The sequence below is a fragment of the Enterovirga sp. CN4-39 genome (assembly GCF_049446235.1).
Lineage (GTDB): Bacteria > Pseudomonadota > Alphaproteobacteria > Rhizobiales > Beijerinckiaceae > Enterovirga.
In genome coordinates, this window is sequence record NZ_JBMSEF010000003.1 from 189,935 (window position 1) to 216,644 (window position 26,710).

Genomic DNA, 26,710 nt, shown 5'->3' on the forward strand with positions numbered 1-26,710 from the left:
CCGGATCAGCCGTCCGTCCGGCGCATCAGCCGTCCGGCCTCGAGAAACCGGACCGGGTTGACGGGCTCGCCGGCCACGCGGGTCTCGTAATGGAGGTGCGGCCCCGTGGAGCGGCCCGTCGAGCCCGTGAGCCCGATGACCTGCCCGGCGGCGACCCGGTCGCCAGGAGCGACCAGGAAGCTCATCAGGTGGCCATAGCGCGTCACGATGCCGTTGCCGTGGTCGATCTCGACGAGGTTGCCGTACCCGCCGGAATACTCGGCCGTAACGACGCGCCCCGCACCCGTGGCCCGGGCGGGAGTGCCTGTCTCGGCCCGGAAATCGACTCCCGTATGGAGCGCCGGGCCGCGCGTGAACGGGTCGAAGCGAGCACCGAACCCGCTCGTATGCTCGACCTCGCCTTCGAGCGGCCGCCGGAGAGGCAGCGTCCGGACCAGCCCGTCGAGGCGCCTGATCTCGGCCATGCTGGAGCCGAGATCGGTGAGAAGGAAGCCCATCGGGCCTGCCTCCGGCCTGACCTCGACCGGGACGAGTGGCCCTCCGATGCCGCCGTCGCGGCCGATCGAGGCAGAAAGATCCAGACCCGTCGCATCGAGGGCGGAACGTATCTGCGACAGCCGCGTCCGCGCCGCCCGGCCCAATGTCTTCACGATCTCGATCTCGTCGGCTCCGGCTGCCTCGAGCTTCCTCTCCAGGGCGCGGAGGCGATCGCGGGGAGCCGGGCCGGTGTCGGTCGCCGCACGTTCGTTCCGGAGCCTGAGTTCGGGGGGCGAGGCAGGTCGCGTTGCCGCTGCCGCTGCGCTGGGCAGGGCTTCTCCCGGCGAGGCCAGCCCGGCCTGTTCCGCGGCCGTCCGCAGCCAGGCCTGCCGCGCCTCGATCTCTGCCTGGCGCGCCGCAACGGCGGCAACGCGCGAGTCGAAGGTCCTGCGCTCGACGAGGTTTTGCGTGATCTCCCGCTCGAGCCGGGTCGCCAAATGGGCGATCCGGTCCTCGTAGGTGAACCGCATCTCCGTCTCGCGCACGAAGACCCGCTGCGCGATATCGTCCCGGAAGGTGATGTACCAGGTGGCGGCGCCGGCCCAGGCCAGGCTCATGGCGACGCCGAAGCCTGCACCGAATACGGCACGCCGGCTGAGCAGGATTCCGGAGCGGGAGGCGGCGGAACTGGCCGGAGAAGGTCGGCTGGCGTGCGGGTGGGAGCGCATGGGACCGTCGTGGAAGGCGGCCCCATCACACCTGGTTAGGGTTAAGGATCGTACAATTGCGCCTTACATGGCGCGCACGGCCTCCAGCACCTCCTTGGCATGGCCGGGTACCTTCACCTTCGACCATATGCGCGCAATGCGGCCGTCGGGGCCGATCAGCACCGTCGTGCGCTCCACGCCCATGTACTTCCGGCCGTACATGCTTTTCTCGACCCAGACCCCATAGGCCTGCAATGTCTCCTTGGCCTCGTCCGACAGAAGCGTGAGCTCCAGACCGTGCTTTCCGGAAAACTTGGTGTGGCTCTTCGGGCTGTCGGGTGACATCCCGATCACCTCTGCGCCCGCGGCTGCGAACTCTGCCTTGAGCTGATTGAACTCGATCGCTTCCTGCGTGCAGCCGCTGGTGTCGTCCTTCGGGTAGAAATAGAGCACCACCTTGCGACCGGCGAAGCTCGCCAGGGTGACGGGTTGGCCGCTGGCTCCGGGGAGCGTGAATGCCGGCGCGGGAGATCCGACTTCGAGCTGCATCGCTCGCCTTCCTTTCGACCTAATGACTTGATTGATGACGCACTCTCGCCGTTTACCGATTTCACGGCACGGCGAGGTACTCTCTAATCCGTCTCGCGCCGTCAGCCGAATCACAGGCTGCTGATCCCTGACGAGTGTCTTTGTTCGAGGGTGGATGAGGCTGCTCGTCACAGCGGATGAACCGGTCGCAAGGCGCGATACACGCCTGCGGCGAATCGTTCGGCGAACCTTCTACGCCAAGCTGGTCGTCGCGTTCCTGGTCGTCCTGATCGGCCTCGCGGCCTATCTGCGGCTCGTCGCCGGGCCGGTCAGCCTGACCGATTACGCGGGCCGGGTCTCCAGCGCGCTGGCCTCGCGCCTCGGGCCGGGCTGGCGCGTGGAGCTGGCCGATGCCGCCATCGAGCTGCAGGGCGCGGCTCCGGCCGTGCGGACCTCGGGCATGGAGGTCCGCAACCCTGCCGGCCAGCTCGTGATCCGGGCGCCGCACGCCGTCGTGAGCCTCGATCCGTCGTCCCTGCTGTACGGCCGGTTGGCGCCGCGCGAGATCGAGCTGCGCGACCTGCAACTGCTGGCGCGTGTGGCTCCGGACGGGAGCCTTTCCCTCGTTCCTCCATCGAATTCTGCCGACCCGGCTGCCGCATCCGCCGAGCGCGAGGCGCCGGCTCCCGGACCCGTGCCGGAAAGCGGCGGCCCTTCGACCGTGTCGCGGGCAGTCGGCTCGCTCCTGGAGCCGGTCTTCCGTGCCTCCGGGCTCATCGGCGCGCTGGACCGGGCGACGATCGCCGACGCGAAGCTGACGGTGCTCGGATCCGATGGCCGCGAGCGTGCCTCGTTCCGGCGGGTGAATGCCTTGTTCGAGAGGGTCGGGGACGGGCTTCGGCGGATGTCGATCGGCCTGGAAGGGCCGGGAGGGTTCTGGCGCCTCGCGGGCGAGGTCGGAGAGGATGCGGGGAAGGCACACGCCGAACTGCAGGCTTCCGGCATCCCGCTCGGCGACGCCCTCCTGCTGACCGGCATGTCCGGCTTCCCCACCGTCGGCGACCTTCGTCTCTCCGGCCAGATCTCGGCGCAGCTGGCGGATGGCCGGCTGAGCCGGTTCGTCGGCCGCTTCGAGAGCAGCGCGGGATCCATTGCGCCACCCGGCCAGAACCCGATCGCGATCGAGCGGCTCGCCGGATCGGCCTCCTGGGACGAGGCGAAGGGCAGCTTCGACCTCTCCGAGATCGCCGTGAAGAGCGGGCAGACCGAAGCCCTGCTGTCCGGCACGCTGGCGGCGGGCGGCGACGGTTCATGGCGCCTCGGCGTTGCCGGTCGCAACGCGACTTGGGGAGGCGTCACGCCGGCCGACCCCGCATTTCCCGTCGAGGCGCTCTCGGCGGAGGCTTCCTTCTCCGAAACCGGGATCTCGCTCGACCGCCTCGCCTTCACGGGCGAGCGGCTCGACATCGTCGTGACGGGCGCGACCGCCTCCGGTGGCGCGGGCACGACGATGCGGGGCAGCATCGAGGCGAAGACGACCGGCGTCCGCCGGCTGCTCGCGTTCTGGCCGGGGAGCGTGAATCCGGAGCTACGCGGCTACCTCATCGAGAACCTGCGCGGCGGCACGCTCGACACGATGCGGCTGCGGACCGAGCTCGATCCGAATGATGTGAAGAACGCCTTCTCCGGAAAGCCGATCTCCGATGGCGCGCTGAGCCTCGCCTTCACGGTCTCGGATGCGAAGCTCGAGGTGATCGACGGGCTCCCCCCGCTCACGAAGCTCGACATCGTCGGCTCCGCCACCGGAACGACGACCACTCTCTCGACCTCCAAGGGCCAGGTGGAGATGCCGGATGGCCGAAGGCTCGCCTTCAAGGAAGGGACCTACCACCAGACGGACGAGCACACACCGACGAGCATCGCCCAGATCGGGTTCCGTCTCGATGGCGGAGCGGATGCACTCGCCTCGTTCCTCCGCTCACCCGTATTCAAGCAGCTGGGCTCGTTCGAGATCGATCCGGCGAACGTGAAAGGCCGGGCCGACCTCAAGGTTTCCCTGCCCCTGATGGTGCATCGCATCCCGCCGCTGCCGGAGCTGCCGATCAGCGTCAGCGGGACCCTCGGGGACATCGTGATCGACCGCGTCGTCGGGCGGGAGAAGCTCGAGGCGGGCCAGTTTGCGCTCTCCTACGAGAGCGGTGCTCTGTCGCTTCGCGGCGACGGGCGGCTGGGTGGCTCGCCCGCGAACTTCGAGCTGCGGCAGCCGAAGACGGGCCCTGGCGACATCACGGTGCACATGACGCTCGACGAGGCGGCCCGGACGCGCCGCTCCCTCCCGAGCGCCCCGCAGGTGACCGGGCCGGTCGCCGTCAAGCTCGTCTCGCCGTTCGGGCCGGGCGCGAAGGGGCCGACGCGGCTCGAGGCCGATCTCGCCAAGGCTGCGGTGGACGGGCTTCTCCCGGGCTGGACCAAGGCGCCGGGCCGCCCGGGCCGGATCACGTTCGCCTTCGGGGAGGGTGAAGGGACGGAGCTGCGCGACCTCGTGCTGGAATCCGGGCCGGTGCAACTCCGCGGCACGGCAGCCTTCGCGGCCGATGGGGCGCTCGAACGGGCGGATCTCGGCACGCTCAAGCTCTCGCCCGGCGACGACATGCGGGTGCATGTCCAGCGTGCCTCCGGACTCTACAAGGTGAACCTGAAGGGCAACGTGGGCGATGCCCGTCCCGTCCTGAAGTGGCTGACCGGCTCCGGCGGAGGCGCTGCCCAGAAGGGGCGTGAGCCGCCGGATCTCGACATCGACGCCGCGCTGAACATCGTTACCGGCTACAACGACGAGGCGCTCACGGGCGTGACCGCTCGGATCGGCTCGCGCGGAAAGGATCTCCGGGCGCTGCAGTTGCGCGGCCAGTTCCGGTCCGCCGTGGTCGATGCGCAGCTCGTCCGCGAGGGGAACCAGCCGCAGCTCCTGGTGCGCTCGGGCGATGCCGGCGCGACCCTCCGGTTCCTGGATCTCTATCGCCGGATGTCGGGCGGCGAACTCGTCGTGAAGACGACCGTCGGGGACGCCGTCCAGACGGGATCGATTTCCATCAGCTCGTTCGCGGTGCGCAACGAGCCGGCCCTGCGCCGGATCGCGGCCAACACATCCTCGAGCGGGTCGGAGGAGCGCAACGGCGCGATCGCGCAGCGGCTCGAGGCCGACCAGGTCGACTTCGCGAAGCTCGACGCGGCATTCCGCAAGAGCGCCTCCCGGGTCGAGTACAAGGATGTGGTGGTCTGGGGCGCCCAGGTCGGCTTCACGCTGGGCGGCTACGTGGATTACGCCCGCGACCGCACCGAGATCCTCGGCACCTTCGTGCCGGCCTATGGCCTGAACAACGCCTTCTCGCAGGTGCCGCTGGTGGGGCTCCTCCTCGGGGGCGGCAACCGCAACGAGGGGCTCTTCGCGATCGACTTCAAGGTGTCCGGCCAGGCGAGCGCCCCGACGCTGACCGTCAATCCCCTGACGGCCGTCGCCCCAGGCATCCTCCGCAAGCTGTTCAGCTGGATGATGCCCGAGGAGGAGACGACTGGCGCGACGCCAGGTCCGGCCGAGCGGCGCGTCCGACGTCCGCGCGGGGCGGCGCCGGACAGCGAGGAATAGCCCGTCGCGCCTACACGGCGCGGAGCAGGACGTGCTTCTTCTTGCCGAAGGAGAGCTTCACGACGCCATCAGCGAGATCCGACGAGCCCACGACGCGCGCCTTGTCCGCGACGCGGACGTCGTTGACCGAGATGGCGCCGTTGGCGATGGCGCGGATCACCTCGCCATTGGATCCCGCAAGGCCGGCCCGCACGATCGCCGGCGCGATGCCGAGGCCAGCCTCGATCTCGCCGCGCGGGATCTCCACCGAGGGAAGCGTGTCGGCCGTGACGCCCTGCTCGAAGGTCTTCTGGGCGGTCTCGGCGGCAGCGGCGGCGGCCTCGGCGCCGTGCAGGAGCGCGGTCGCGGCGGTCGCCAGCACCTTCTTGGCCTCGTTGATCTCGGCACCCTGAAGCCGCTCGAGTTCCGCGATGCGGTTCATCGGCAGCGTCGTGAACAGCTTCAGGAAGCGGCCGACATCCGAGTCTTCCGTATTCCGCCAGAACTGCCAGTAATCGTAGGGCGAGAACATCTCGCCCTTGAGCCAGACCGCGCCGGCTGCCGTCTTGCCCATCTTGGCACCGGAGGCCGTGGTCATCAGCGGGCAGGTGAGCGCGTAGAGCTGGCCGGTTCCGAGACGGCGCCCGAGATCGATGCCGGTGACGATGTTCCCCCACTGGTCCGAGCCGCCCATCTGCAGGATGCAGCCATAGCGGCGATGCAGCTCCGTGAAATCGTAGGCCTGCAGGATCATGTAGTTGAACTCGATGAAGCTGAGCTCCTGGTCCCGCTCGAGCCGCAGGCGCACCGAATCCATCGACAGCATGCGGTTGACCGAGAAGTGGCGGCCGATCTCGCGCAGCATGTCGATGTAGTTGAGCTTGGTCAGCCATTCCGCGTTGTCGGCCATCGCGGCCTCATGGCCGCTCTCGCCGAAGCGGATGAACTGGGAGAACACCTCCTTGATGGAGTTCTTGTTCTCCTCGATCTGCTCGACGGTCAGGATCTTGCGCGTCTCGTCGCGGCCGGACGGGTCGCCCACCCGCGTCGTTCCGCCGCCCATGAGCACCACCGGCCTGCCCGCCTCCGTCTCCTGCAGCCAATGCAGCATCATGATCGAGAGCAGGTGCCCGATATGGAGGGACGGCGCCGTGCAGTCGTATCCCACATAGGTCGTGAGCCGGCCCGCCCGCGCAGCCTCGTCGATCCCCGCAAGGTCGGAGGTCTGATGGATGAAGCCGCGCTCCGTCAGAACGCGCAGGAAGGCCGAGCTCGGAGCTGGCTGGGTCGTGGACATGGGCCTTATTGTTCGTTTCGGCTGTAAACCCGTGCGTGTAACAGCTTCGGCGACGATTTTCACGGGAGCACGGGATGCGGGCGATCGGCTTGATGAGCGGAACCTCGCTCGATGGCGTCGATGTGGCGCTGATCGAGACGGACGGCATCGCCCTCAAGGTCGACCGGACGGAGAACGGCTTCATCGAGCCGCTCGGGCCGACCGGATATCGGCCCTATACGGATGACGAGCGGGCGCTGCTTCGGCAGGCGCTGGTCGATTCGGAGAAGATCGAAACGCTCGGCGAACGGCCCGGCTGCCTCGGAGAGGCCGAGGAGCTGGTGACCAGGAGCCATGCCGAGGCCGTGGAAACGTTCCTGGCGGATAACGGCCTTCAGGCGGCTGACATCGGGGTGATCGGGTTCCACGGCCAGACCGTGGTGCACCGGCCCGACCAGCGCATGACCATCCAGATCGGGGACGGCAGCATCCTGGCCGCTCGGCTCGGAATCCCCGTCGTCTACGATCTGCGGCGGGCGGATATCGAGGCGGGAGGGCAGGGCGCGCCGCTCGTGCCCGTCTTTCACCGGGCGCTCGCGGAAGCGTCGGGCTTCGCAGGCCCCCTCGGGATCCTCAACCTGGGCGGGGTCGCGAATGTCACGCTCCTGACCGAAGGCGGCGACCTCCTTGCCTTCGACACGGGCCCCGGGAACGCCCTGATCGACGACTGGATGCGCGAGCGCACGGGCCGGCCGCTGGACGATGGCGGCCGCACTGCGGCTCGCGGCCGAGCCGACGGTGCTCTCCTCGCATGGCTCCTGACGCACCCGTTCTTCGCCAGGAAGCCGCCGAAATCGCTCGACCGGAACTGGTTCTCGCACAAGCTGGCCGGGCAGCTCTCGACGGAGGACGGCGCCGCTACCCTCACGGCCTTCACGGCCCAGGCGGTCGCGCGCGCGCTGGACCATGCGCCGGAGCCGCCGTTGCGCTGGATCGTCGCTGGGGGAGGGGCCCGCAATGGCGAGTTGATGCGGCTCCTCAACTACCATCTGCGGAGCGAGATCACGACGGCCGACGCGGTCGGCTGGTCATCCGCCTATCTGGAGGCGCAGGCCTTCGCCTATCTGGCGGTGCTCAGCCAGCTGGGGCTTCCGATCACCTTTCCGGCAACGACCGGCGTCCCGCAGCCCATCACGGGCGGGGTGAAGGCGCTGCCCTGACGAGCGGCGGCGCGTCGTCGCGCCGCCGGCGTTGCGCGGACGTCAGGCGGCCTGCTCTTCCCGCTTGCCGAGGCGCTTGTCGAGGTAGGTGTCGACCGTCGTCATCAACTCCTCGACCTTGCCGTCGAAGAAGTGGTTGGCGCCCTCGACGATCTGATGCTCGAGCTGGATCCCGCGCTGCGTCTTCACCTTCTCGATCACCGCCATGACCTCCTTCTGGGGGGCAACGCGGTCCTCCGACCCGTGCACGAAGAGGCCCGACGAGGGGCAGGGCGCTAGGAACGTGAAGTCGAAGCGGTTGGCGGGCGCAGCGATCGAGATGAAGCCCTCGATCTCCGGGCGCCGCATCAGCAGCTGCATGCCGATCCAGGCACCGAACGACACGCCGGCGATCCAGCAGGTGCGGGCATCGGGGTTGACGGCCTGCGCCCAGTCGAGGGCCGCAGCGGCGTCCGACAATTCGCCCGGGCCATGGTCGAAGGAGCCCTGGCTCCGGCCCACCCCGCGGAAGTTGAAGCGGAGCGCCGAGAAGCCCCGGTTCACGAAGCCGTAGAACAGGTTGTAGACGATCTGGTTGTTCATCGTCCCGCCGAATTGCGGGTGCGGATGCAGCACGATGCCGATCGGCGCGCCCTTCTGCTTGGCCGGCTGATAACGGCCTTCGATGCGGCCGGCGGGGCCCGTGAACGTGACTTCAGGCATACTCGATGCACCTTCTGGCGGAGCGCGGTCCGGATTTGGTCGAGTGGTAACCACCCGAGTTCCGCGAGCTTGACTCCGGCTCTAAGAGCCCGTTAAGCTAATTTAGAAATGTTCTAAGATGAGAACGAAACGTGGACATCCTCTTGGCGGGTGATGTCACGGCGTCTCATGATCGAACCAGGATATCACGTTCGGTCGGGTCAATTGCAAGATTTTCGTCCCGTCTTGCTGCCCGGCCGCCAAGCGTTGTGAGGCATGGCACCGGTCCGGACCTACCTTGACCACAATGCAACGTCGCCGATCCGGCCGGAGGTTCTGGCCGCGGTGACGGATGCGTTGTCGTGCCTCGGGAATCCTTCGTCCGTGCATGCGGAGGGACGCGCGGCCCGTGAGCTCGTCGAGCGTGCGCGAGCGCAGGTGGCCGCACTCGTGGGGGCGCGTCCGGACGACGTCACGTTCACCAGCGGCGGCACCGAGGCCAACGCCACCGTGCTCCGCCCGGGCAGCCTCAAGGACGAGGGCGGCCGCGCCGCAGCCAGCCTGCTTGTTTGCGCGACCGAGCACGCCTCCGTTCTTTCGGGACATGGCTTCTCCGCCGACCGCGCGGGAGAGCTCGCCGTTGGGCCCGACGGCCGTATCGATCTCGGCGCTTTGTCGCGGGCGCTCGCCGAGCAGGGGCAGGGGTCGACCATCGTTTCGGTGCAGGGCGCGAACAGCGAGACGGGCGTCGTGCAGCCGCTCTCGGAGGTCGCGCGCATCGTGCAGGCCTCGGGGGGCATCCTGCACAGCGATGTCGTCCAGCTGGCCGGGCGATCGCCCGTCGACATGCCCTCGCTCGGGCTCGATGCCGCGACGTTGTCCGGCCACAAGCTCGGAGCGCCCGCCGGGATCGGGGCGCTCGTCATCCGGGCCGGCCGCGCCGGTCCGGACCTTCCGCTCATTCGCGGGGGCGGGCAGGAGGGTCGACTTCGGGCCGGAACGCAGAACCTGGCCGGCATCGTCGGCTTCGGGATCGCGGCCGAGATTGCGGCGCGGGAACTGGCGCAGGAGGCGCCGCGGCTCGCCGGTCTTCGTGACCGGGCCGAGCGGGAGGTGCTTCGGCTGGCTCCGGAGGCTGTCGTCTTCGGGGCAGGGGCAGCTCGCCTGCCGAACACGCTCGCCTTCGCGGTCCCTGGCCTCTCGGCCGAGACGGCGCTGATGTCTCTTGACCTGGACGGCGTTGCCGTGTCCTCAGGCTCCGCTTGTTCCTCGGGCAAGGTCGCGCCCTCGCACGTGCTGGCGGCCATGGGCGTGCCGGGCGACCTCGCGCGAGGCGCCATCCGGGTAAGTTTCGGCTGGAATTCGCGGGAAGAGGACGTGATCCGCTTCTCGCAGGCCTTCGAAACCTTGCTGCGGCGCCTATATGACAGAGGACGGGCGTACGCGGCTTGATCTAGATCAAAGCTCGATGATTTTCCGGCCCCGGGCGGCCGGCATTAGGAGACGGCAATGCCTGCAGTGCAGGAGACGATCGATCAGGTGAAGCTGATCGATGTCGATCAGTACAAGTACGGGTTCGAGACCGAGATCGAGATGGAGAAGGCCCCGAAGGGCCTCTCCGAGGACATCGTCCGCTTCATCTCGAACAAGAAGGACGAGCCCGAATGGATGACCGAGTGGCGGCTCGATGCCTATCGCCGCTGGCTGACCATGCGCGAGCCGGACTGGGCGCGCGTGGAATACCCGGCGATCAACTATGACGAGCTCTACTATTACGCGGCGCCGAAGGGCTTCAAGGAAGGCCCGGCATCGCTGGACGAGCTCGATCCCGAGATCCTGAAGACCTACGAGAAGCTCGGCATCCCCCTCCGCGAAGTCGAGTTGCTGGAAGGGATCCAGCGGCCGAACGTAGCCGTCGATGCGGTGTTCGATTCCGTCTCGGTCGCGACGACCTTCAAGGCCGAGCTTGCGAAGGCCGGCGTGATCTTCATGCCGATCTCGGAGGCCATCCGCGAGCATCCCGAACTCGTCCGGAAGTATCTGGGCTCGGTGGTCCCGCCCACGGACAACTTCTTCGCGACCCTGAACTCCGCCGTCTTCTCGGACGGATCGTTCGTCTACATACCGCCGGGCGTCCGCTGCCCGATGGAGCTGTCCACCTATTTCCGCATCAACGAGCGCAACACCGGGCAGTTCGAGCGCACGCTCATCATCGCCGACAAGGGGTCCTATGTCTCCTATCTCGAGGGCTGCACGGCCCCGCGCCGGGACGAGAACCAGCTGCACGCGGCGGTGGTCGAGCTCATCGCGCTCGACGACGCCGAGATCAAATACTCGACCGTCCAGAACTGGTATCCGGGCGACAGCGAGGGCAAGGGCGGCATCTACAACTTCGTCACGAAGCGTGGCGATTGCCGTGGCAAGAACTCGATCATCACCTGGACGCAGGTTGAGACGGGCTCCGCCATCACCTGGAAGTATCCGTCCTGCATCCTGCGCGGGGATGGCTCGCGCGGCGAGTTCTATTCGATCGCGATCTCGAACGGGAAGCAGCAGGTCGATTCCGGCACCAAGATGATCCACCTCGGCAAGAACACGACGAGCCGGGTCATCTCGAAGGGCATCGCGGCCGGCAAGTCGGACAACACCTATCGCGGGCTCGTGTCGGCCCACCGCCGGGCGAAGGGCGCGCGCAATTTCACCAATTGCGACTCGCTTCTGATCGGCGACCAGTGCGGCGCGCACACCGTGCCCTACCTCGAGTCGAACAACTCGTCCGCCGTCTTCGAGCACGAGGCCACCACCTCGAAGATCTCCGAGGACCAGATGTTCTACTGCCAGCAGCGGGGCCTCGGCGAGGAAGAGGCGGTGGCGCTCATCGTCAACGGCTTCGTCAAGGACGTGCTGCAGCAGCTGCCGATGGAGTTCGCGGTCGAGGCGCAGAAGCTGATCTCGATCTCGCTGGAGGGCTCCGTTGGCTAGCGAGGCCGAGGAGTTGCTGCGCGAATTCGAACGGACGCGCGAGGAACTCGACGAGATGGCGGAGGAGATCGCCTCCGCCGAGGCGCGGGTGGCCGAACTCGCCCGGGCCGACCTCCAGCTGAGCGAGCTGCGGTCCATGCTGGAGCACTCCCGTCGACGGCATGCCCAGCTGGATCAGCGTGAGCGTGCCCTACGGGCGAAGTTTCGGGTCGTTCTCGGCCAGGAGGCCGCTAGGAGACATTGATGAGCGAGAAGTCCCTGAAAGACGCAATCGCCGCGGTGCTGGCGGACGACAGGCCTGCCGCCGAGCTGGACGGCGTCGTCTCCGAGGCTTTCCCGGAGTTCGGCGTCTTCCGCGAGGAAGGGGACCTCGTCATCGTGGCGGGCGAGACGCGGAGACTTCTGATCCGCCGCCTCGGCCCGAATCTGTTCAGGGTTTCCGAGAACGCCGCCGCAAGCGGCTCAACCAATCTGCTTGATGCCGGCGGAGGCTACGAACGCGATCTCGACGGGCTCGTCGAAGAGATCGAAGCCTTCGCGGCGATCTGACACGAAGAAAGACTGATTATGCTCGAGATCCGCAACCTGGTCGTCCAGATCGAGGACAACCGCATCCTCAACGGCCTGAACCTCACCGTGAACGACGGCGAGGTCGCGGCCATCATGGGGCCCAACGGCTCCGGCAAGTCGACCCTGTCCTACGTCATCGCCGGCAAGGAGGACTATGAGGTCCTCGACGGCGAGATCGTCCTGGACGGGCAGAACCTGCTCGAGATGGAGCCCGATCAGCGCGCCGCCGCCGGCGTGTTCCTGGCCTTCCAGTATCCGCTGGAAATCCCGGGCGTCGGCACGATGACCTTCCTGAAGGCCGCGCTGAACGCGCAGCGCAAGGCGCGCGGCGAGGACGAGCTCAGCACGCCCGAGCTGATCAAGCGGGTCAATGCCGCCGGCCAGAAGCTCGAGATCAACAAGGACTTCCTGAAGCGCGCGCTGAATGTCGGGTTCTCCGGCGGTGAGAAGAAGCGCATGGAGATCCTGCAGATGGCTCTCCTGGAGCCGAAGTTCTGCATCCTCGACGAGACCGATTCCGGCCTCGACATCGACGCGCTGCGCATCGTGTCCGAAGGCGTGAACGCGCTCCGCGCGAAGGACCGCTCGTTCCTGGTCATCACGCACTACCAGCGCCTGCTCAATCACATCGTGCCGGACACGGTGCACGTGATGTCGAATGGCCGCATCGTCCGTTCGGGCGGCAAGGAGCTGGCGCTCGAGCTCGAGGCGAACGGCTACGCCGATTACCGGCAGGCTGAGGCTGCGTAACGATGGCCGACATCACTGTCATGAAGACGCCGGCCGAGACCGGCATCGCCCAGCTTTTCGATAGGCTCAAGGGCTCCCTGCCCGGCGACCTGTCCGTGCGCGAAAGCGCGATGGCCGGTTTCGCGGAGCGCGGCCTGCCGCACCGGCGTGTCGAGGAGTTCAAGTACACCGACCTGCGGGCGCTGCTGCGCGAGGCAGCGCCGCTGGCCGAGAAGCCCGCCTCGACCGACCTCGCAGTCGCGTTCAACCACGCCAAGGCCTTCACGGGCCTCTCTGCGGCGCGGCTGACGATCGTGAACGGCCACGTCGCGACGGAGCTGTCCGAGGCAGCGGCCTTTCCGGCCGGGGTCGAGGTCGTGCCGATGAACGAGGCACTCGCGAGCGCGCACGTCATGCTGGGTTCGCTCGGCGCGGTCGCGGCGGCACGCGCGAACCCGGTCTACGAACTGAACACTGCCTTCATGGCGGACGGGGCGGTGATCCGGATCCCGGCCGGCACGAATGTCGAGCAGCCGCTGCATCTTCGCTTCGTCAATTCCGGCTCGACCGCCTTCGCGACGGCGACCCGCGTGCTCGTGGTGGTGGAGGAGGGCGCGTCTCTCACGCTGCTGGAATCCCATGAGGGGCCGGACGGGCTCGCCTACCAGCCGAACGACGTGATCGAGTTCGTGGTCGGTGATCGCGCGCAGGTCCGTCACATTCGCCTGAACGACGAGGGCAAGGACGCGCTGGCGCTCTCGACCCTCACGGCCAGGCTCGGCGCCGAGGTGTCGTTCAACACGATCAATGTCGTGTCCGGCGCGCATGTCTCACGCCACCAGGTTTTCCTGACCTTCGAGGGCGAGAACTCGACCGCGCGGATCGACGGTGCCGGCCTGCTCAAGGGCAAGCAGCATTCGGACGCCACGCTGCTGGTCGATCACGCCGTGCCGCATTGCACGAGCCGCGAGCTCTACAAGACGGTGCTCGACGACGATGCCACCGGCGTCTTCCAGGGCAAGATCATCGTCCGCCCGCATGCGCAGAAGACCGATGGCGCCATGAAGTCGGACACGCTCCTCCTGTCGGACGGGGCGAGCATGAACAACAAGCCCGAGCTCGAGATCTTCGCCGACGACGTCGTCTGCGGCCACGGCGCCACCTGCGGCGCCCTCGACGAGGACCTGCTGTTCTACCTGCGCAGCCGCGGCCTGCCGGAGGCCGAGGCGCAGAGCCTGCTGCTCCAGGCCTTCATCGGCCAGGCGATCGAGACCGTCGAGAACGAGGCCGTTCACGACGCGCTGGTCGAGGTCGTCGAAGCCTGGCTGCAGGCGAGACACTGACGCAGGGCTCCGGTGTCATGGCCGGGCTTGGCCCGGCCATCCCGATCGGAGACGTTCGAGGCACATCTAATCGGGGTGGCCGGGGAAAGCCCGGCCATGACAGCATGAACGCACCCTTTCCGCCGCCCTATGACGTCGAGGCCCTCCGGGCCGAGTTCCCGATCCTCGGGCAGAAGGTCTACGGCAAGCCGCTGGTCTATCTCGACAGCGCGGCCTCGGCGCAGAAGCCGCGTGAGGTGATCGACGCGATGGTCTCCACCATGGAGACCGGCTACGCCAACGTGCATCGCGGCCTCCACTACATGGCGAATGCCGCGACCGATGCGTTCGAGGCCGCGCGGGAGAGCGCGCGCGCCTTCCTGAATGCCGCCTCGACGGACGAGATCGTCTTCACCAAGTCGGCGACGGAGGCCTACAACCTCGTCGCCAACACGATGGGCCAGTCGATGATCGGGGAGGGGGACGAGATCATCCTCTCCATCATGGAGCACCATTCGAACATCGTGCCCTGGCATTTCCTGCGCGAGCGCAAGGGCGCCGTCCTGCAATGGGCTCCCGTCGACGACGAAGGCAATTTCCTCATCGAGGAGTTCGAGAAGCTCTTCTCCCCGAGGACGAAGCTCGTCGCCATCACGCATATGTCGAACGTGCTTGGCACCGTGACGCCGATCGCCGAGATCATCCGCATCGCGCATGCCCATGGCGTGCCCGTGCTGGTGGATGGAGCGCAGGGCGCGGTCCATCTCGACGTCGACGTGCGCGAGCTCGATGCGGATTTCTACGTCTTCACCGGCCACAAGGTGTATGGGCCGACCGGCATCGGCGTGCTCTACGGCAAGCGCGAGTGGCTGGAGCGCCTGCCGCCGTACCAGGGCGGCGGCGAGATGATCAAAACCGTCGCCTGCGGCGAGGTCACCTATGGTGACCCGCCGCACCGGTTCGAGGCGGGCACGCCGGCGATCGTGGAGGCGGTGGGGCTCGGCGCCGCGCTCCGCTTCATGCAGCGCGTCGGCCGCCCGAACATCCGGGCGCACGAGGAGCGGCTTTCGGCCTATGCGCATGAGCGGCTCGGCGCCATGAACTCCATCCGCATCATCGGCAAGGCGAAGGGCAAGGGCCCGATCCTCTCCTTCGAGATGCAGGGCGCGCATGCGCACGACGTCGCGACCGTGATCGACCGCCAGGGCATCGCCGTGCGGGCCGGGACGCATTGCGCCATGCCGCTCCTCGATCGCTTCGGTGCGACCTCGACCTGCCGCGCCTCCTTCGGCCTCTACAACACGCTGGAAGAGGTCGATAAGCTTGCCGAGGCGTTGCAGAAGGCCGAGGCGCTGTTCAGCTGAGTGGTGTTTTGCCGGCGGCGGACCTATCTTCCGCCCCGACCTGCCAGGCACCCGACCGTTTTGGTGACGATATGAGCGACGGTATCCCGATCGAGGCTGCGGCCCCGAACGCGCCCGCGGTGGCGCAGCCTTCCGCCCTTCCGGCCGAGGAGATCGACCGGATGACGGACGAGATCGTGGCGGCGCTCAAGACCGTCTACGATCCCGAGATTCCGGCCGACATCTATGAGCTCGGCCTGGTCTATCGCGTGGACATCGCGGATGATCGCGCGGTCACGATCGACATGACGCTCACCGCCCCGGGCTGCCCGGTGGCGGGGGAGATGCCGCTCTGGGTGGAGAATGCCGTCTCGGCCGTGCAGGGCGTGCGCGACGTGAAGGTCAACATGGTCTTCGACCCGCCATGGGATCAGAGCCGGATGTCCGACGAGGCCCGCATCGCCCTCGACATGTGGTGATGCCGGCCGAAGGGGAGGGAGGTCGCCCCGCCATCTCGGGCGTGCTCGAGACGGCGCTCTATGTCGACGACCTGCCCCGCGCGGCCTCGTTCTACGAGGACATTCTTGGCCTGAAGCGCATCTTTGTGGATGACCGCCTCGCGGCTTTCGAGGCGGGGCCCGCGAGCGTGCTGCTGCTGTTCAGGCGCGGCTCCACGCTCGATGCGGTGACGATGCCGGGCGGCATCATTCCTCCCCATGACGGGCAGGGCCCGCTCCATATCGCGCTCGCGATCCCGGCCGAAGCGCTCGCGCAATGGGAGGAGCGCCTGCTTGCCAGGGGCGTCGCCGTCGAGAGCCGGGCCGATTGGCCGAAGGGCGGCACGAGCCTCTATTTCCGCGATCCCGACAACCACCTCGTCGAACTCGCGACACCGGGCCTCTGGCCGAACTACTGACCGCCGCGCTCGTGCGGGTCTGGACCGGAGCCGGGGGCGTACCCTCCCGCCTCGCGTTGATCGGGCCGCCCCGCTTCTCGCCCAATAAAGCTAAGGTTTTTCGCAAAGCAGCATGGGACAGGCCGCCGGGCGCTTGTGACGGCCGAACGTGCATGGTACGAGCCCGCCTCGACCACAGCGTTCGCGCACGGCCCGGAGAGGTGGCAGAGTGGTTGAATGCACCGCACTCGAAATGCGGCATACGGGCAACCGTATCGGGGGTTCGAATCCCCCCCTCTCCGCCACTTACCTGTTCGCCGATGTTCGCAGGCGTCCCGAAAACCCCTAAATCCCAGTAGCTTAGGCCTCGGACAGTGGTTGTCTGTGTTCGCCGCTGTTCGCTACAATCCGCGTCAAGTGCTGGGGTAAATGCTAGGGGTTGGTCGGACACATGGCCCGGGCAGTCAACAAGCTGAACGCTCGCGGGGTCGCGACAATATCGCAGCCTGGACGCTATTCCGATGGTGGCGGGCTCTATCTGCAGGTCGACCCGGGCGGAGCCCGTCGTTGGCTCTTCATCTATCGGAGCGGCAGCAAGCAGCGGGAGATGGGGCTAGGGAGTATCGGGGCGGTCTCTCTGGCCGATGCTCGCCGGAAGCGAGACGAAGCCCGCAAGCAGCTGGCGGACGGCCTCGATCCGATCGACACGAGGCGTAAGGCTGCCGCGGAGGTCGCCCCCGTCGTCACATTCGGAGCCTTCGCCGATCAGCTTGTGCCGGAGCTCGCCAAAGGCTTCCGAAACGACAAGCACATCGCCCAATGGTCCTCCACCCTGAAGACCTACGCGGCTCCGCTCCGGAGCAAGCCTATCTCGGAAATCGGGACGGAGGAGGTTCTCCAGGTGCTCCGGCCGATCTGGACCGAGAAGAGCGAGACTGCGTCGCGTCTCCGGGGCCGGATCGAACGGATCCTCGACGCCGCTCGGGCCAAAGGCCTGCGAACGGGCGAGAACCCGGCAAGATGGCGCGGGCATCTCGATCAGCTGCTTGCGAAGAGGCGACGCCTGACGCGAGGCCACCATGCGGCTCTTCCGTTCGAGCAAATGCCATCGTTCGTGGCTGAGCTGAGGGAGCGACAAGCCGCGGCCGCCCTCGCTCTGGAATTTCTGATTCTTACGGCTGCTCGCTCGGGCGAGGTCTTAGGAGCGCGATGGAGCGAGATCGATCGGCATGCGCGAGTGTGGACGGTGCCCCCTGAGCGCATGAAGGCCGGGAGGCCTCACCGGGTGCCTCTCGTCGAGCGAGCGATCGCCATACTCGACGAGATGGATGAGGTGCGACGCGGCGAGCTCATCTTCTCGAGCTTTCGAGCCGACAGACCGCTTTCGAACATGGCCTTCAGCGCCTTGCTCAAGCGCATGAAGGTAGACGTCACGGCGCACGGGTTCCGATCGTCGTTCCGCGACTGGGTGGGTGAGGCAACGGACTTCCCGCGCGAGGTTGCCGAGGCGGCTCTCGCGCACGCGGTCGGCAACGCAGTCGAGAGAGCGTACCGCCGGGGCGACGCGCTAGACAAGCGCCGCGAGCTTATGGCGGCTTGGGCGGATTTCCTTGAGCAGCCAGCAGAGCGGAAGGTCGCCGAGCTGCGACAGCCTGCCTGAGCGCGCACGCGCAGACATCCGGGACGCCAAACGGAGCTTAGGGCCCACCAACGCGCCCGTTCGGGGCCTGCATGGCTGCGCCGCCGCGATCCCCGGCGATGTCGGTGGCCGCGTCAGCATCCACCGCTCGCGCCGTCGCAGCGTCGCCGAGCGCCCTGGCGCTTGCGTCGACAATGCGTTTCACGCGGGGAGAGACCCTCGACCGCCTGTTCGACCGGTTGCGGCGTGGAGGATGCGCCGTTCTGAGCCTGTCAGCGCGAGAGTTGCACGCCGGCAACGCGGGGCTTTCGTCTGCCGCGCGGGCGCAAATGGTCTGGACGACCGCGCATGGAGCTTGCTCTGGAGCTTTTCCGTCTCGAGCCCATTCGATGAACACGTTGAGTTTCACCACCCGGTCCCAGCCTGCTGAGGCGGCCTTCGCGGCCTATCACGACCTCTATGCGCCGGTGGCCGACGTGACTCGCCTCGCTGATGATTTTTCGGTCGAGGTCGATGCTCACCGGATCGGGCAGATGCTGCTGTTCGACAGGCGCGTACAATCGGTCCGCCACACCCGCTTGCCGCGGCGCGTGGCGCGCAACGCTTTCGATCACTTCACCGCTCAAGTACCCTTGAGGGGCTCCCTCTCTGTCTCAACGGACAACGGCGACGTTCACGTTGAGCCCGGCGGGATGGTCTTCATTGACATGAGCCGGCCGATGACAACAGACGCCGTTGCCTCCCGCAATCTGACGCTAAGCATCCCGCGCGCTCTGATGGAGGAGGCTGATGTCGATCTCGTGCGCCTTCACGGGGCGACAATCGCACCCTCCAGGGCCGGTCTCTTGCGCGACTTCATGGAATCCTATGTTGGGCGCGCTGGAGCGATGAGCCTCCAGGATCCGACACGTCTCGGACATGTTCTAGAGCACCTCCTGGCCGTTACTTTCGAGGGGCAACCGCGCGCGGGTGGCGGCCGCCAAGATGCGGTCGACCTCCTAACACGCCATCGTGTCCGGAAACTCGTCGAGAGCGACCTGCACGCCGATCCGGATCGGATCGCGCTCGCGGTCGGGAGGTCCCGCTCGGCCCTCTACCGGGCATTCGAGCCTCACGGCGGCGTGGCACGCTACATTCAATCCCGTCGACTGGTTCGGATAAGAAGCCTCCTCGCCGACCCGAACGAGGTACGATCAATTTCGACGCTGGCCATGGCTTGCGGGTTCGCTAGCGCGAGCCATTGTAGCCGCGCCTTCAGGAGCGCCTATGGCCTCTCACCTGGGGACTTCCGAGCGCTCAGCCAGCGGGGCGGTCAGCCCCCGGACACTGTCCTCCGCGATGTACATCGGCTGCTCGGGCATTGGTGGGCGGAGATGAGATAAACGGCGACGCTCGGCCGCTCTCGAGGAAAGCTGATTGCGAGCGTCCCGCCGCAACCTAGTAGCGCCACTTCTGCTCGGGGCTGCCGTCGCACGGCCAGAGCTGAATAGGCGTCCCGTCCTTGGTGGCGCCGTTCGGCAGATCCAAGCACTTGCCTGCCATCCTGATCTCGCCGTCCACGAGCTGCCAGCGCTGTTCCGGCGATCCATCGCACTTCCAGATGTGCACCCTCGTGCCGTCCCGCGTATTGCCGTCAGGGACGTCGAGGCACATGCCGTCTTTGCCTTGGATCCGGCCATTCTGGAGCGTCCACTGCTGTTCGGGGCTCCCGTCGCAGGGCCAGTAGTGCACCTTCGTGCCCGGCCGCGTGTTGCCGTTCGGGATGTCGATGCACTTGTCTCCCTTCCCGCGAATTTCGGTCGCACTGGCCTCTCCCGCGGCAAGAACCGCGACGGCGCCCAATGCGAAACCTACCAGAACAAACTTCATACCGGCCTCCCGACTGCGCCGCGGCCGTAGTTCGCACGGCTCTGGGCGGTCAATCTGGGAGTGCGCACTCTGGGACGCTTGGGCAAACCAATGAGACGTTTAGGACAAGGCAGAACCTACGGCCTCACGAACTCTGGGCTCATGATCGCGAGCCAGTGCCGGCACCGGCCGGAGCTGTAGCCGACATCCCATTGCACGTGACAAATCCCGTCGAGAGAATGCGGTGCGCGCAATCGTGCCCCAGCGGACGCTTCCCGCTGTCCGCTTAGCCACCCAGCGGACCTGTTCATCACCCATCCCGATCGGGGCCGGAACATCTCAGTCCTGCATCCGTTCGCGCTTCGCAGGCCGTAGAGCGGGTTAAGTGATGATCTCGACCAAGAAGCCAGATGACGTCGTCGGCCAGGCGCGGAAGCTCGACGATTTCAAGCAGCACCCTGAGCAGGCGGCCGTTCTAGGGAATAGTGGCGGGGAAGGCGGGCAGCCAGAGCCGAAGGGCGAGTGGGGCAAGAGCAGCGACGCCGGGCGCCCACCGGTCGCGATCGGCGGAAACAGTCAGGGACAGGGCGATCGTATGCCGGCCGGCGGCGGAACGGTCTCGAACGCTCCCGCTTCAAACCCGAAAACGCTGCCCGGCGAGACGCACGACGCCTGATCTCTCGGAAGCGGTTGGATACGACTGACCCAAGTCGCTCTCTGCTGCGCACCATGGCCTTAGCTCGGACGCGCGACCATCGTTCAGGCTGACGCGGGCCGCGGTCCGCAGAACCGGCCGTGATGATCGGCGAGTGCCATCTCGCGATTGTCGATGGTCCGCTGCAAAGCCACGGGAGGGGAGTGGGAGGGCTAACTCGTTCGAGTCCGTCACTCGTCACTTCAGAGCCATTTACCTGACCCGCCCTCAGCTGGCTGTATACGGAGCGGGCACGCGCGTGCGTAGCCACGACGGAGTTCCGTGCGATGGCCGAACGGTGGACGCCCGAGGTGCTCGCAACCTCATTGCTCAGCGACCGGTTCTCAGCATTTCTCGTCTCTGCCCCATTCGACATGGCAGCGAGCGCGCCAGAATTGATCGGAGCTAGGGCTGTTCTCGATCGAGTGGAACGAACGATCCCGGCATCATCGCGAGGACGCCAAGCACGACGATCCGGCAGGGTGAGCTTATCGCCCTGCTGGTCCGCTCCGACTAGCGGCCCGAAAACGCTCGGCGCCGTGAGGACACTCGGAGCTGGTTCGCAGATCTTCGTCAGCCTCTTCCGCGCCCGAAGCACCGGAGCCGCTCGTCGGTTGCCAGCGCATCCGAATACTCGGTGAGAGCAGACGAACTCGAGCGCCTGTCGAAATCCCTCGTCCTGCTGCGTGCAGGAGAGATTCAAGTGGACAAAAACACAGCTCTATAGGCAAAATCCCTCGTTACAGTTGTGCGGGTGGAGGCCAGCCATGGCTGATGAGCAGAAGCGCTCGCCTGTCAGGGACCACGTCGCTAGCGTGTTAATGCGGCTCAGTCCGACCCGGCCTCACGTCAGGATCGGGGCGTCCGTCTACACGGTCGACGATAAGGGCCCGCCGGTAATTGGTGCGCAACGGAATCGTCGAGATCACTTCCCCCGCCTCATCGACGATCTCTAGGTTCCATCCGAACCAACTGGAAGTCTCGTTTGGGTCTTCCCGGCGGATCTCATCAATCGCCTTGAGCGCCTCTGCTCGCGCGTCGTCAGCCGACGCAACCTCGACTCCCGTATCATCGGTCAGCAGTTCGTCCGCCGGCCCAACCAAATGGAAAAAGCACCTCACAATTGTTCTCCACGGGCGACGTCCGATCGTATTGTATGACAATCAGGGGTGACGTCTAGGGCGGTCGCTCGCGTGGAGTGTCTCATCAGACGAGGGGCCGCTCCAATCCCAACCCTGTTGCGACCTATTGTGCCGAGATCGCAGTCTCAATCACCGCACGCGGAAGCGCCCTGATGAGAGTGGAGGCGATTTCCTCCCTTTGCCCGATAGTCAGGTTCGCCTGCTCTGCGCGACGCATGAACGCCCGCAGGGCCTCAGGGTCAGGGTTAAACAGCACCTTGCGAGCCTCGTTCATCACGGCTGCCCGCTTCTCAGGGTTCGCCTTCTGCAGCGTGCGCCAAATCGTGGTGATCGCCTCCCGAGCTCGGCCAGTGCCGGCCTGGATGGCAGCGGCCCCGAAGTCCCCAACGGCGCTGTCTACGTCTCCCGCTATGGCCAGGCGCTCCTGCGTGGCCGAGCCTCCGAGCGACTTGCTGCGCGTCTCGAACATCCGGCTTTCGTTCCGGAGGTATTCCATGAACTGGGCATGCCCCTTCGGATTGCCGCGCATCATGGCCCCGATCTTCTCCCGGGTCGCGGGCGCCCCAAACGCCGCCTTCGCCTTGTCGGCGCCGTCCGGCATGTTGGCGAGCCGATCGCGCAGGGCGTTCGCCGCCCCCAGCCGGTACATCTCGGCCTCGCCCTGCGAGAGCCCCTTAAGGGCCTTCTCGACAGCTTCCTTGGACATCGTCGGATGAAAGGCCTTTTGGCCGGCCCGGAGCGCGTCCAGTAGGTCGCTATCGCCCTTGTAGACGGCTCGAGCCGCCCGAAGGGTTGGGACAGCCTCGTTCAGGCTTTTGTCGATCCGGCCAATAAGCTGACGGACGGCGGCGCCATATTGCGATATCTCGCCTTCCTTGCCGAAGCCCTTGTTGCCGAGAGCGTCATCCCAGAGCGCGCGCCGGATGTATTCCCACTGCCGCGTGTTCGGGACCGCCTGCAGGGGATACATGCCATTGCGGTTCGGGACGTTGCCGAAGACGAGCTGTTCGCCTCCCTTGCCTTCCAGCATCAGGAGTTCGTTCGCCCTGAAGCGGGCCGAGTTCGGAATCTCGTCGAGCATCGCATCGAGGCGCTGCCCGGGTGCCGAGCGGTAGTCGATCGGCTTGGCGAAGGCCTTCTCGTAGATCGGCTGCGCCTTCGCGGCTCGAGAAGCGATGATGGAATCCGCCGTCGCGATAGCCCCGTCATCCCCCAGGATGGAGCCGAGCTGGCGCGTGATCCGCTCGCCTTGGCTCGGGGCAGTCTCCGTCCCGAACTGGCGAGCGTTCAGGAACTCCTCTGCGGCCGTCTTGCCCGGGCCAGGCGTGCGCGCCGCATTGCCAGCGAGGCCACGGGTGTTCGGCCCGGCGAGATCCGCAGCCGTGACTTGCTGCCCACCGACGACGCGGGGGATCTCGACAGGCTTGCCGCCCCCAGGGGGGTGGACGGTCACAGCGGGCGTGACGTTCGCCCGCTCCATCTGCGCCGCGATGGCCGGGAGGTCGGCGGCATCCCGCTCAAGATTCCGGGCAACGATGCGATCGGCGAGAGGTCCGGGGTTCCGCATCGCTGCGATGTTGTCGCCAACGTACTGCGCTGCGCCCCTGGCACCTGTGATCGCCCCGCCGACGATGGGCGCCGCGACAGCGCCAATGGCAGCCCCGCCGGCGGCCGAGGGCAATCGCTCGAGCAAACCTCCCTCGCCGGCACCAAGGCCTGCAGCGCCGCCATAGGCAGCCCCGCCAGCGGCGAGATTCGCCGCTCCAATTCCTGCTCGTGTGAGGGCATGCGCGCCTTCGGCTGCCCGGAAAGGCGCCGCGACAGGAGCAAGGGGAGCCGTCGCTAAGCTGCCGGCGAGCGCGCCGCCGGTGAACGTCAAAGGGTGCGCCGTCTCGGCTGCCTGGTTCGCCTCGCGCTCGCGGGCTACGGCGGCTGCATAGGCATCCGTTGCCCCGGTCCCGAACACGCCTGGAGCCAGGTACTCGGCCGCGAGGCGGGCGCTGCCGATCGCCGGCCGGATCATGCCGATCCCGCTCGTCCATGACGGAAGCCCGCTCGCCTCGCCGGCTGCTGTGAGCTCATCGCCGAAGTTCAGCGTAGCACCCTGCACGGCACCCCGAACGAGCGCCGTTCCCATGCCGGGAGCGTTGCCGTTCGGAGCCGAAAGCCCGTCGAATTGGTCGAAGAAGTTCCCGGCCGGGGGAGCGCCAGCCCCAGGGGCAGGGGAGGCGGCCGACGCCTCGTCGAAGCGGTCGAAGAAGTTGGCCACTAGCGCCCCCGAAGGAACTGCAGGGAGGCCCCGGCGCCGTACTTCGCGTTGAACTGCTCCGCGAGCTGCGGGTTGGCCTGTAGGGCCTGGATCGCTTGCGGCGGAATGCCCCCGCTAGCCTTTGAAGCGCTCGCGCCGGCAGACGCATCAGGGGCCGTGCGCTGCCCCCCGGCTGCACCGCGCCCCGGCCTGAAGTATTCCCCGCCCCGAAGGCTCTCGATCCGATCGACGGCAAGACCGCGCTGGCGCTGCGCCAGTTCAAGCATTCGGTTGATGGTCCGCTCGCGAAGATCGGGCGGGGTCGACGCATCGCTGAGGATGGATTCGAAGCGCGCCATCTCGCGATCCGTCGTCGCCCCCTTCAAGGTCGACGACATCGCCTTGATGGCCTCCATGGACATGATCTGCCCGAACTCGCGCGTGTTTGCGGCTTGCCCGGGAGCGGCGATGATGTCCGGCACCATCCAGTCGGGAAGCGAGGTTCCTGCCCAGCCACGCAGCCCGGCAGATGAGCCCGTGTAGGTCTGCCGGTTAAGCTCGAGTGCCCGCTGAAGCGTGTCGATGGTGCTGTCGATCTGCGGGAGCGCATCTTCGGCCGCGAAGATCGCCTTCCTGTCTGTGGCGGACGGCTCCGCCCCGCTCCCCAGCTTCCCTTCCGTGACGTAGCGGTTGTAGGCGGCCGTTCCGGGCGTCAGGCCGAGTTCCTGGGCCATGGCTTCACGGGCAGAGAACTCCTGCCGAAGCTTGTCGCCAGCATCGCCGCGTTCGAGCGCCTTCTGCTCGGCCCGGTACTCTGATGGACCCTTAGCCTTTGTGAGACCGTTGGCTCGCGCCCAAAGAAACTCCTTCACGCTCTCCGGCGCCTTCGATTCCTGCAACTTCTGCTGCAGGAGCATCTTCGCGACCTCCTTCGCCCCGGCCGGCAGGTTCGGATTGGCCACATAGCCCATCAGCTTGGTGAGGCCCGCGCCCTGCAGTTCCTGAGGAACGGCAACCGAGTTGGGCGCTGCGGCGGGCGCCGGGCCGGCAGCGCTCGGCATCGTCATGCCGCCCATAGCGACGGCGGCTCGAGGATCGCCCCCAGGCACCATGCGAGGCGCCGCGCCGGTCGAAGATCCGGCCGGGCTCGGCAATACCGATTGCGGGAGGCCCTGGCCGCTCGCATACGCCACCGGGACGGATGCTGGCAGAGCGGGAGCACCGCCCTGGCCCATCCCGCCGCGGGCGAAGGCCCCGGCCCCGGCATCGTTGGTGTTGCTGTAGTCGGGCAGCATGGGGGAGGCAGGTGCGGATGCTACCGCCACCGGATCGGCCCCGAACTCCGGGCGGGCAGGCGGAAGCGGCATGGGGGCAGCCGTCGTCCGCGTGGACCGGGCATCACGGCGAGTGGAGTTCGGGTTCTGCAGTTCGACAGGCGGGATGCCTCCTCCGTTCACCTGAACGGCCAAGGGTTCGCTCGGGCGCTCGAAACCGTTCGCCGGCCCCAAGAGCCCGCGAGCGAACAAGGCCGCGAGATCCGCGCCAGGATCGACGCCAAGGCCCGCAGGAGCCCCGCCAGTCGAGCCGGGCACTTCACCGCCCGACGGGCCGGGAGGAATGGCAAAGCCCTCCGGCGTCGTCTCCATGCCCGTGTAGCCGCCCAAGGGATCAAGCCCAGCCTCCCGCGCCCCCGGGGCCGGCAGATCGGCTCGGTTCAAGCTGCGGGCGCGCTGATCGAACTTGGAAAGCCAGAGGTTTGCGAAGTCGCCGGCCGTCATGTCGAGCGAGCCGCGGTTGTTGCGGAGCGCCTGCGCAGCCTTGTTGTGGTCGCCGTTGTAGACGTTGGTCAGAACCTCGATCGCCGGCTTGTCCGGATTCCGAAGCAGGAGAGCGGCGCCGCGCGGGCCTTGCTGGTGAGCCAGGTAGAGCTGCGCCGGGGTCGGGTCCTGGCCGAGCGCGAGCTTGAGGATCTTCTGGTTTCGCACCGCGAGGCGCGCACCGGCATCGGCCGATGCGTCCACGTCATAGGGGTTCGTAAGCCCCATGTCCTTCGCCGTGCCGGCCGTGAACTGCAGGATGCCAGCCGCCGAGCTGTTGGGGTTCTTGGCGTTCGGATTGCCGCTGCTCTCGATCGAGGCCGTGACGGGCAGGTATGACGGGTCGAGCCCGTATTGCTGCGCAGCTCGCGTGAATGCCGGCAGGCTCGCCAGAGAACCGAGGCCTGCTGCGCCGCCGCCTCCGGCCCCGAACGCTTCGAAGGGGCCGCCCGTGCGAGCTGGATAAGCCGGGCCGGCTGCTGGCGCCCCGAACATGCTGCCGAGGTCGCGCGAGAAGGCGGCGCCGGTCTCCTGTTCAAGCTGGAGCCGCTTGGCGTCCTGGCTGAGCTTCAACAGCCCCAGGCCGGTGCCGAGATCGCCAGAGCCAAACGCGGCTTGGGCTGCCTGGCCGTAATCCGGGTTCGGCCCCGAGAGCATCGAGCCAAGCTCTCGCCTTCGGTACTGCTGCAGGCCCTTTTCGTACGCGTCCCCGAGCCCGGCAAAGCCCTGGTAGAAATCAGCGAATGCCATAGCCGCCGCCCTTCACGCTTGGCCTGCGCAGGAGCGCACGGCGTTGTAGTTCGCATACGCAGAGAAGGCCTCGCCAACGGCCTCGTTCATGCTGCCGAGTGCCTGCCAAACGAGGGTTTCATCCCGCGGGCAGCTTCGGAGCATCACAAGGGCCGTCTCGGCCAGGGAGCGCGCCCGTTCGACTGCAAGAGCCGCCCCGACGATATGCTGTTCGATCGGG

22 protein-coding genes and 1 tRNA gene are annotated in these 26,710 nt (G+C 67.2%); 15 read left to right on the forward strand and 8 right to left on the reverse strand.

Features of this window, described 5'->3' with window-relative positions; genetic code table 11:
* Window positions 1-5 precede the first annotated feature (5 nt).
* Together ACO2SS_RS07535 and ACO2SS_RS07540 are read right to left on the reverse strand one after the other, a co-directional pair.
* Entirely contained in the window at window positions 6-1,205 is a 1,200-nt protein-coding gene (locus ACO2SS_RS07535) for a M23 family metallopeptidase (protein ID WP_423276992.1), read from the reverse strand.
* 63 nt (window positions 1,206-1,268) lie between these two features.
* A complete protein-coding gene (locus ACO2SS_RS07540) occupies window positions 1,269-1,733 on the reverse strand; it encodes a peroxiredoxin (protein ID WP_423276993.1) in 465 nt (154 codons plus the stop codon).
* Between the two features lie 154 nt (window positions 1,734-1,887).
* Between ACO2SS_RS07540 and ACO2SS_RS07545 the strand changes: the two genes are divergently transcribed.
* On the forward strand, window positions 1,888-5,355 hold the full coding sequence (locus tag ACO2SS_RS07545; RefSeq protein ID WP_423276994.1) for a DUF3971 domain-containing protein: 3,468 nt from the start codon (window positions 1,888-1,890) through the stop codon (window positions 5,353-5,355).
* Between the two features lie 10 nt (window positions 5,356-5,365).
* On the opposite strand, the gene tyrS is transcribed toward ACO2SS_RS07545, so the two are convergent.
* Window positions 5,366-6,631, reverse strand: a complete 1,266-nt coding sequence (gene tyrS, locus ACO2SS_RS07550) for a tyrosine--tRNA ligase (RefSeq protein WP_423276995.1) — start codon at window positions 6,629-6,631, stop codon at window positions 5,366-5,368.
* Window positions 6,632-6,705: 74 nt separating this feature from the next.
* Between tyrS and ACO2SS_RS07555 the strand changes: the two genes are divergently transcribed.
* Window positions 6,706-7,830 carry an anhydro-N-acetylmuramic acid kinase gene (locus ACO2SS_RS07555; protein WP_423276996.1) on the forward strand — a complete coding sequence of 375 codons (1,125 nt, stop codon included), beginning with the start codon at window positions 6,706-6,708 and terminating at the stop codon, window positions 7,828-7,830.
* A gap of 42 nt (window positions 7,831-7,872) precedes the next feature.
* Here the strand turns inward: ACO2SS_RS07555 and ACO2SS_RS07560 are convergent, their stop codons facing one another.
* The gene (locus tag ACO2SS_RS07560; RefSeq protein WP_423276997.1) at window positions 7,873-8,532 is read right to left on the reverse strand and encodes an alpha/beta hydrolase; all 660 of its coding nucleotides are present in this window, start codon (window positions 8,530-8,532) and stop codon (window positions 7,873-7,875) included.
* Window positions 8,533-8,787: 255 nt separating this feature from the next.
* On the opposite strand from ACO2SS_RS07560, the gene ACO2SS_RS07565 reads away from it, so the two are divergent.
* From ACO2SS_RS07565 to ACO2SS_RS07620, 12 genes are all read left to right on the forward strand, one after another.
* On the forward strand, window positions 8,788-9,963 hold the full coding sequence (locus ACO2SS_RS07565) for a cysteine desulfurase family protein (RefSeq protein WP_423276998.1): 1,176 nt from the start codon (window positions 8,788-8,790) through the stop codon (window positions 9,961-9,963).
* A 57-nt stretch (window positions 9,964-10,020) separates the two neighbouring features.
* A complete protein-coding gene (gene sufB, locus ACO2SS_RS07570; protein ID WP_423276999.1) occupies window positions 10,021-11,493 on the forward strand; it encodes a Fe-S cluster assembly protein SufB in 1,473 nt (490 codons plus the stop codon).
* Window positions 11,486-11,737, forward strand: a complete 252-nt coding sequence (locus ACO2SS_RS07575; protein ID WP_423277000.1) for a hypothetical protein — start codon at window positions 11,486-11,488, stop codon at window positions 11,735-11,737. Before sufB ends, ACO2SS_RS07575 begins: the two co-directional genes overlap by 8 nt.
* On the forward strand, window positions 11,737-12,042 hold the full coding sequence (locus tag ACO2SS_RS07580) for a hypothetical protein (RefSeq protein WP_423277001.1): 306 nt from the start codon (window positions 11,737-11,739) through the stop codon (window positions 12,040-12,042). The genes ACO2SS_RS07575 and ACO2SS_RS07580 overlap by 1 nt, the downstream gene beginning before the upstream one ends.
* A gap of 18 nt (window positions 12,043-12,060) precedes the next feature.
* Window positions 12,061-12,813, forward strand: a complete 753-nt coding sequence (gene sufC / locus ACO2SS_RS07585) for a Fe-S cluster assembly ATPase SufC (protein ID WP_423277002.1) — start codon at window positions 12,061-12,063, stop codon at window positions 12,811-12,813.
* A 2-nt stretch (window positions 12,814-12,815) separates the two neighbouring features.
* Window positions 12,816-14,135, forward strand: a complete 1,320-nt coding sequence (sufD, locus tag ACO2SS_RS07590; protein ID WP_423277003.1) for a Fe-S cluster assembly protein SufD — start codon at window positions 12,816-12,818, stop codon at window positions 14,133-14,135.
* 104 nt (window positions 14,136-14,239) lie between these two features.
* Window positions 14,240-15,478: a cysteine desulfurase gene (locus tag ACO2SS_RS07595; protein WP_423277004.1), complete on the forward strand. Its 1,239-nt coding sequence runs from the start codon at window positions 14,240-14,242 to the stop codon at window positions 15,476-15,478.
* Between the two features lie 71 nt (window positions 15,479-15,549).
* A complete protein-coding gene (locus ACO2SS_RS07600) occupies window positions 15,550-15,936 on the forward strand; it encodes an SUF system Fe-S cluster assembly protein (protein WP_423277005.1) in 387 nt (128 codons plus the stop codon).
* The gene (locus ACO2SS_RS07605) at window positions 15,936-16,373 is read left to right on the forward strand and encodes a VOC family protein (protein WP_423277006.1); all 438 of its coding nucleotides are present in this window, start codon (window positions 15,936-15,938) and stop codon (window positions 16,371-16,373) included. The genes ACO2SS_RS07600 and ACO2SS_RS07605 overlap by 1 nt, the downstream gene beginning before the upstream one ends.
* A gap of 194 nt (window positions 16,374-16,567) precedes the next feature.
* Window positions 16,568-16,657 (forward strand) — tRNA-Ser (locus ACO2SS_RS07610).
* Window positions 16,658-16,803: 146 nt separating this feature from the next.
* Window positions 16,804-18,012: a tyrosine-type recombinase/integrase gene (locus tag ACO2SS_RS07615; protein ID WP_423277007.1), complete on the forward strand. Its 1,209-nt coding sequence runs from the start codon at window positions 16,804-16,806 to the stop codon at window positions 18,010-18,012.
* A 368-nt stretch (window positions 18,013-18,380) separates the two neighbouring features.
* Window positions 18,381-19,373, forward strand: a complete 993-nt coding sequence (locus ACO2SS_RS07620) for a helix-turn-helix domain-containing protein (protein WP_423277008.1) — start codon at window positions 18,381-18,383, stop codon at window positions 19,371-19,373.
* 55 nt (window positions 19,374-19,428) lie between these two features.
* On the opposite strand, the gene ACO2SS_RS07625 is transcribed toward ACO2SS_RS07620, so the two are convergent.
* Window positions 19,429-19,860: an RICIN domain-containing protein gene (locus ACO2SS_RS07625; RefSeq protein WP_423277009.1), complete on the reverse strand. Its 432-nt coding sequence runs from the start codon at window positions 19,858-19,860 to the stop codon at window positions 19,429-19,431.
* Window positions 19,861-20,227: 367 nt separating this feature from the next.
* Between ACO2SS_RS07625 and ACO2SS_RS07630 the strand changes: the two genes are divergently transcribed.
* Window positions 20,228-20,515 carry a hypothetical protein gene (locus ACO2SS_RS07630; RefSeq protein ID WP_423277010.1) on the forward strand — a complete coding sequence of 96 codons (288 nt, stop codon included), beginning with the start codon at window positions 20,228-20,230 and terminating at the stop codon, window positions 20,513-20,515.
* Window positions 20,516-21,351: 836 nt separating this feature from the next.
* Here ACO2SS_RS07630 and ACO2SS_RS07635 read toward each other — a convergent pair.
* From ACO2SS_RS07635 to ACO2SS_RS07645, 3 genes are all read right to left on the reverse strand, one after another.
* Entirely contained in the window at window positions 21,352-21,654 is a 303-nt protein-coding gene (locus ACO2SS_RS07635) for a DUF6894 family protein (RefSeq protein WP_423277011.1), read from the reverse strand.
* Window positions 21,655-21,778: 124 nt separating this feature from the next.
* Window positions 21,779-23,944, reverse strand: coding sequence for a hypothetical protein (locus tag ACO2SS_RS07640; RefSeq protein WP_423277012.1), 2,166 nt, complete (start codon window positions 23,942-23,944; stop codon window positions 21,779-21,781).
* A complete protein-coding gene (locus ACO2SS_RS07645; RefSeq protein ID WP_423277013.1) occupies window positions 23,944-26,490 on the reverse strand; it encodes a transglycosylase SLT domain-containing protein in 2,547 nt (848 codons plus the stop codon). Before ACO2SS_RS07645 ends, ACO2SS_RS07640 begins: the two co-directional genes overlap by 1 nt.
* Window positions 26,491-26,710 lie beyond the last annotated feature (220 nt).

Excerpts from the sequence above, each read along its gene's own strand:
- ACO2SS_RS07595 (WP_423277004.1), top strand. The coding sequence starts at position 14,240 with ATGAACGCACCCTTTCCGCCGCCCTATGACGTCGAGGCCCTCCGGGCC.
- ACO2SS_RS07560 (WP_423276997.1), bottom strand. The coding sequence starts at position 8,532 with ATGCCTGAAGTCACGTTCACGGGCCCCGCCGGCCGCATCGAAGGCCGT.
- ACO2SS_RS07565 (WP_423276998.1), top strand. The coding sequence starts at position 8,788 with ATGGCACCGGTCCGGACCTACCTTGACCACAATGCAACGTCGCCGATC.
- ACO2SS_RS07605 (WP_423277006.1), top strand. The coding sequence starts at position 15,936 with ATGCCGGCCGAAGGGGAGGGAGGTCGCCCCGCCATCTCGGGCGTGCTC.
- ACO2SS_RS07535 (WP_423276992.1), bottom strand. The coding sequence starts at position 1,205 with ATGCGCTCCCACCCGCACGCCAGCCGACCTTCTCCGGCCAGTTCCGCC.
- ACO2SS_RS07545 (WP_423276994.1), top strand. The coding sequence starts at position 1,888 with ATGAGGCTGCTCGTCACAGCGGATGAACCGGTCGCAAGGCGCGATACA.
- ACO2SS_RS07625 (WP_423277009.1), bottom strand. The coding sequence starts at position 19,860 with ATGAAGTTTGTTCTGGTAGGTTTCGCATTGGGCGCCGTCGCGGTTCTT.
- sufD (WP_423277003.1), top strand. The coding sequence starts at position 12,816 with ATGGCCGACATCACTGTCATGAAGACGCCGGCCGAGACCGGCATCGCC.
- ACO2SS_RS07615 (WP_423277007.1), top strand. The coding sequence starts at position 16,804 with ATGGCCCGGGCAGTCAACAAGCTGAACGCTCGCGGGGTCGCGACAATA.
- ACO2SS_RS07645 (WP_423277013.1), bottom strand. The coding sequence starts at position 26,490 with ATGGCATTCGCTGATTTCTACCAGGGCTTTGCCGGGCTCGGGGACGCG.
- ACO2SS_RS07555 (WP_423276996.1), top strand. The coding sequence starts at position 6,706 with ATGCGGGCGATCGGCTTGATGAGCGGAACCTCGCTCGATGGCGTCGAT.
- sufB (WP_423276999.1), top strand. The coding sequence starts at position 10,021 with ATGCCTGCAGTGCAGGAGACGATCGATCAGGTGAAGCTGATCGATGTC.
- sufC (WP_423277002.1), top strand. The coding sequence starts at position 12,061 with ATGCTCGAGATCCGCAACCTGGTCGTCCAGATCGAGGACAACCGCATC.
- ACO2SS_RS07630 (WP_423277010.1), top strand. The coding sequence starts at position 20,228 with ATGATCTCGACCAAGAAGCCAGATGACGTCGTCGGCCAGGCGCGGAAG.
- ACO2SS_RS07580 (WP_423277001.1), top strand. The coding sequence starts at position 11,737 with ATGAGCGAGAAGTCCCTGAAAGACGCAATCGCCGCGGTGCTGGCGGAC.
- tyrS (WP_423276995.1), bottom strand. The coding sequence starts at position 6,631 with ATGTCCACGACCCAGCCAGCTCCGAGCTCGGCCTTCCTGCGCGTTCTG.
- ACO2SS_RS07540 (WP_423276993.1), bottom strand. The coding sequence starts at position 1,733 with ATGCAGCTCGAAGTCGGATCTCCCGCGCCGGCATTCACGCTCCCCGGA.
- ACO2SS_RS07600 (WP_423277005.1), top strand. The coding sequence starts at position 15,550 with ATGAGCGACGGTATCCCGATCGAGGCTGCGGCCCCGAACGCGCCCGCG.
- ACO2SS_RS07620 (WP_423277008.1), top strand. The coding sequence starts at position 18,381 with ATGAACACGTTGAGTTTCACCACCCGGTCCCAGCCTGCTGAGGCGGCC.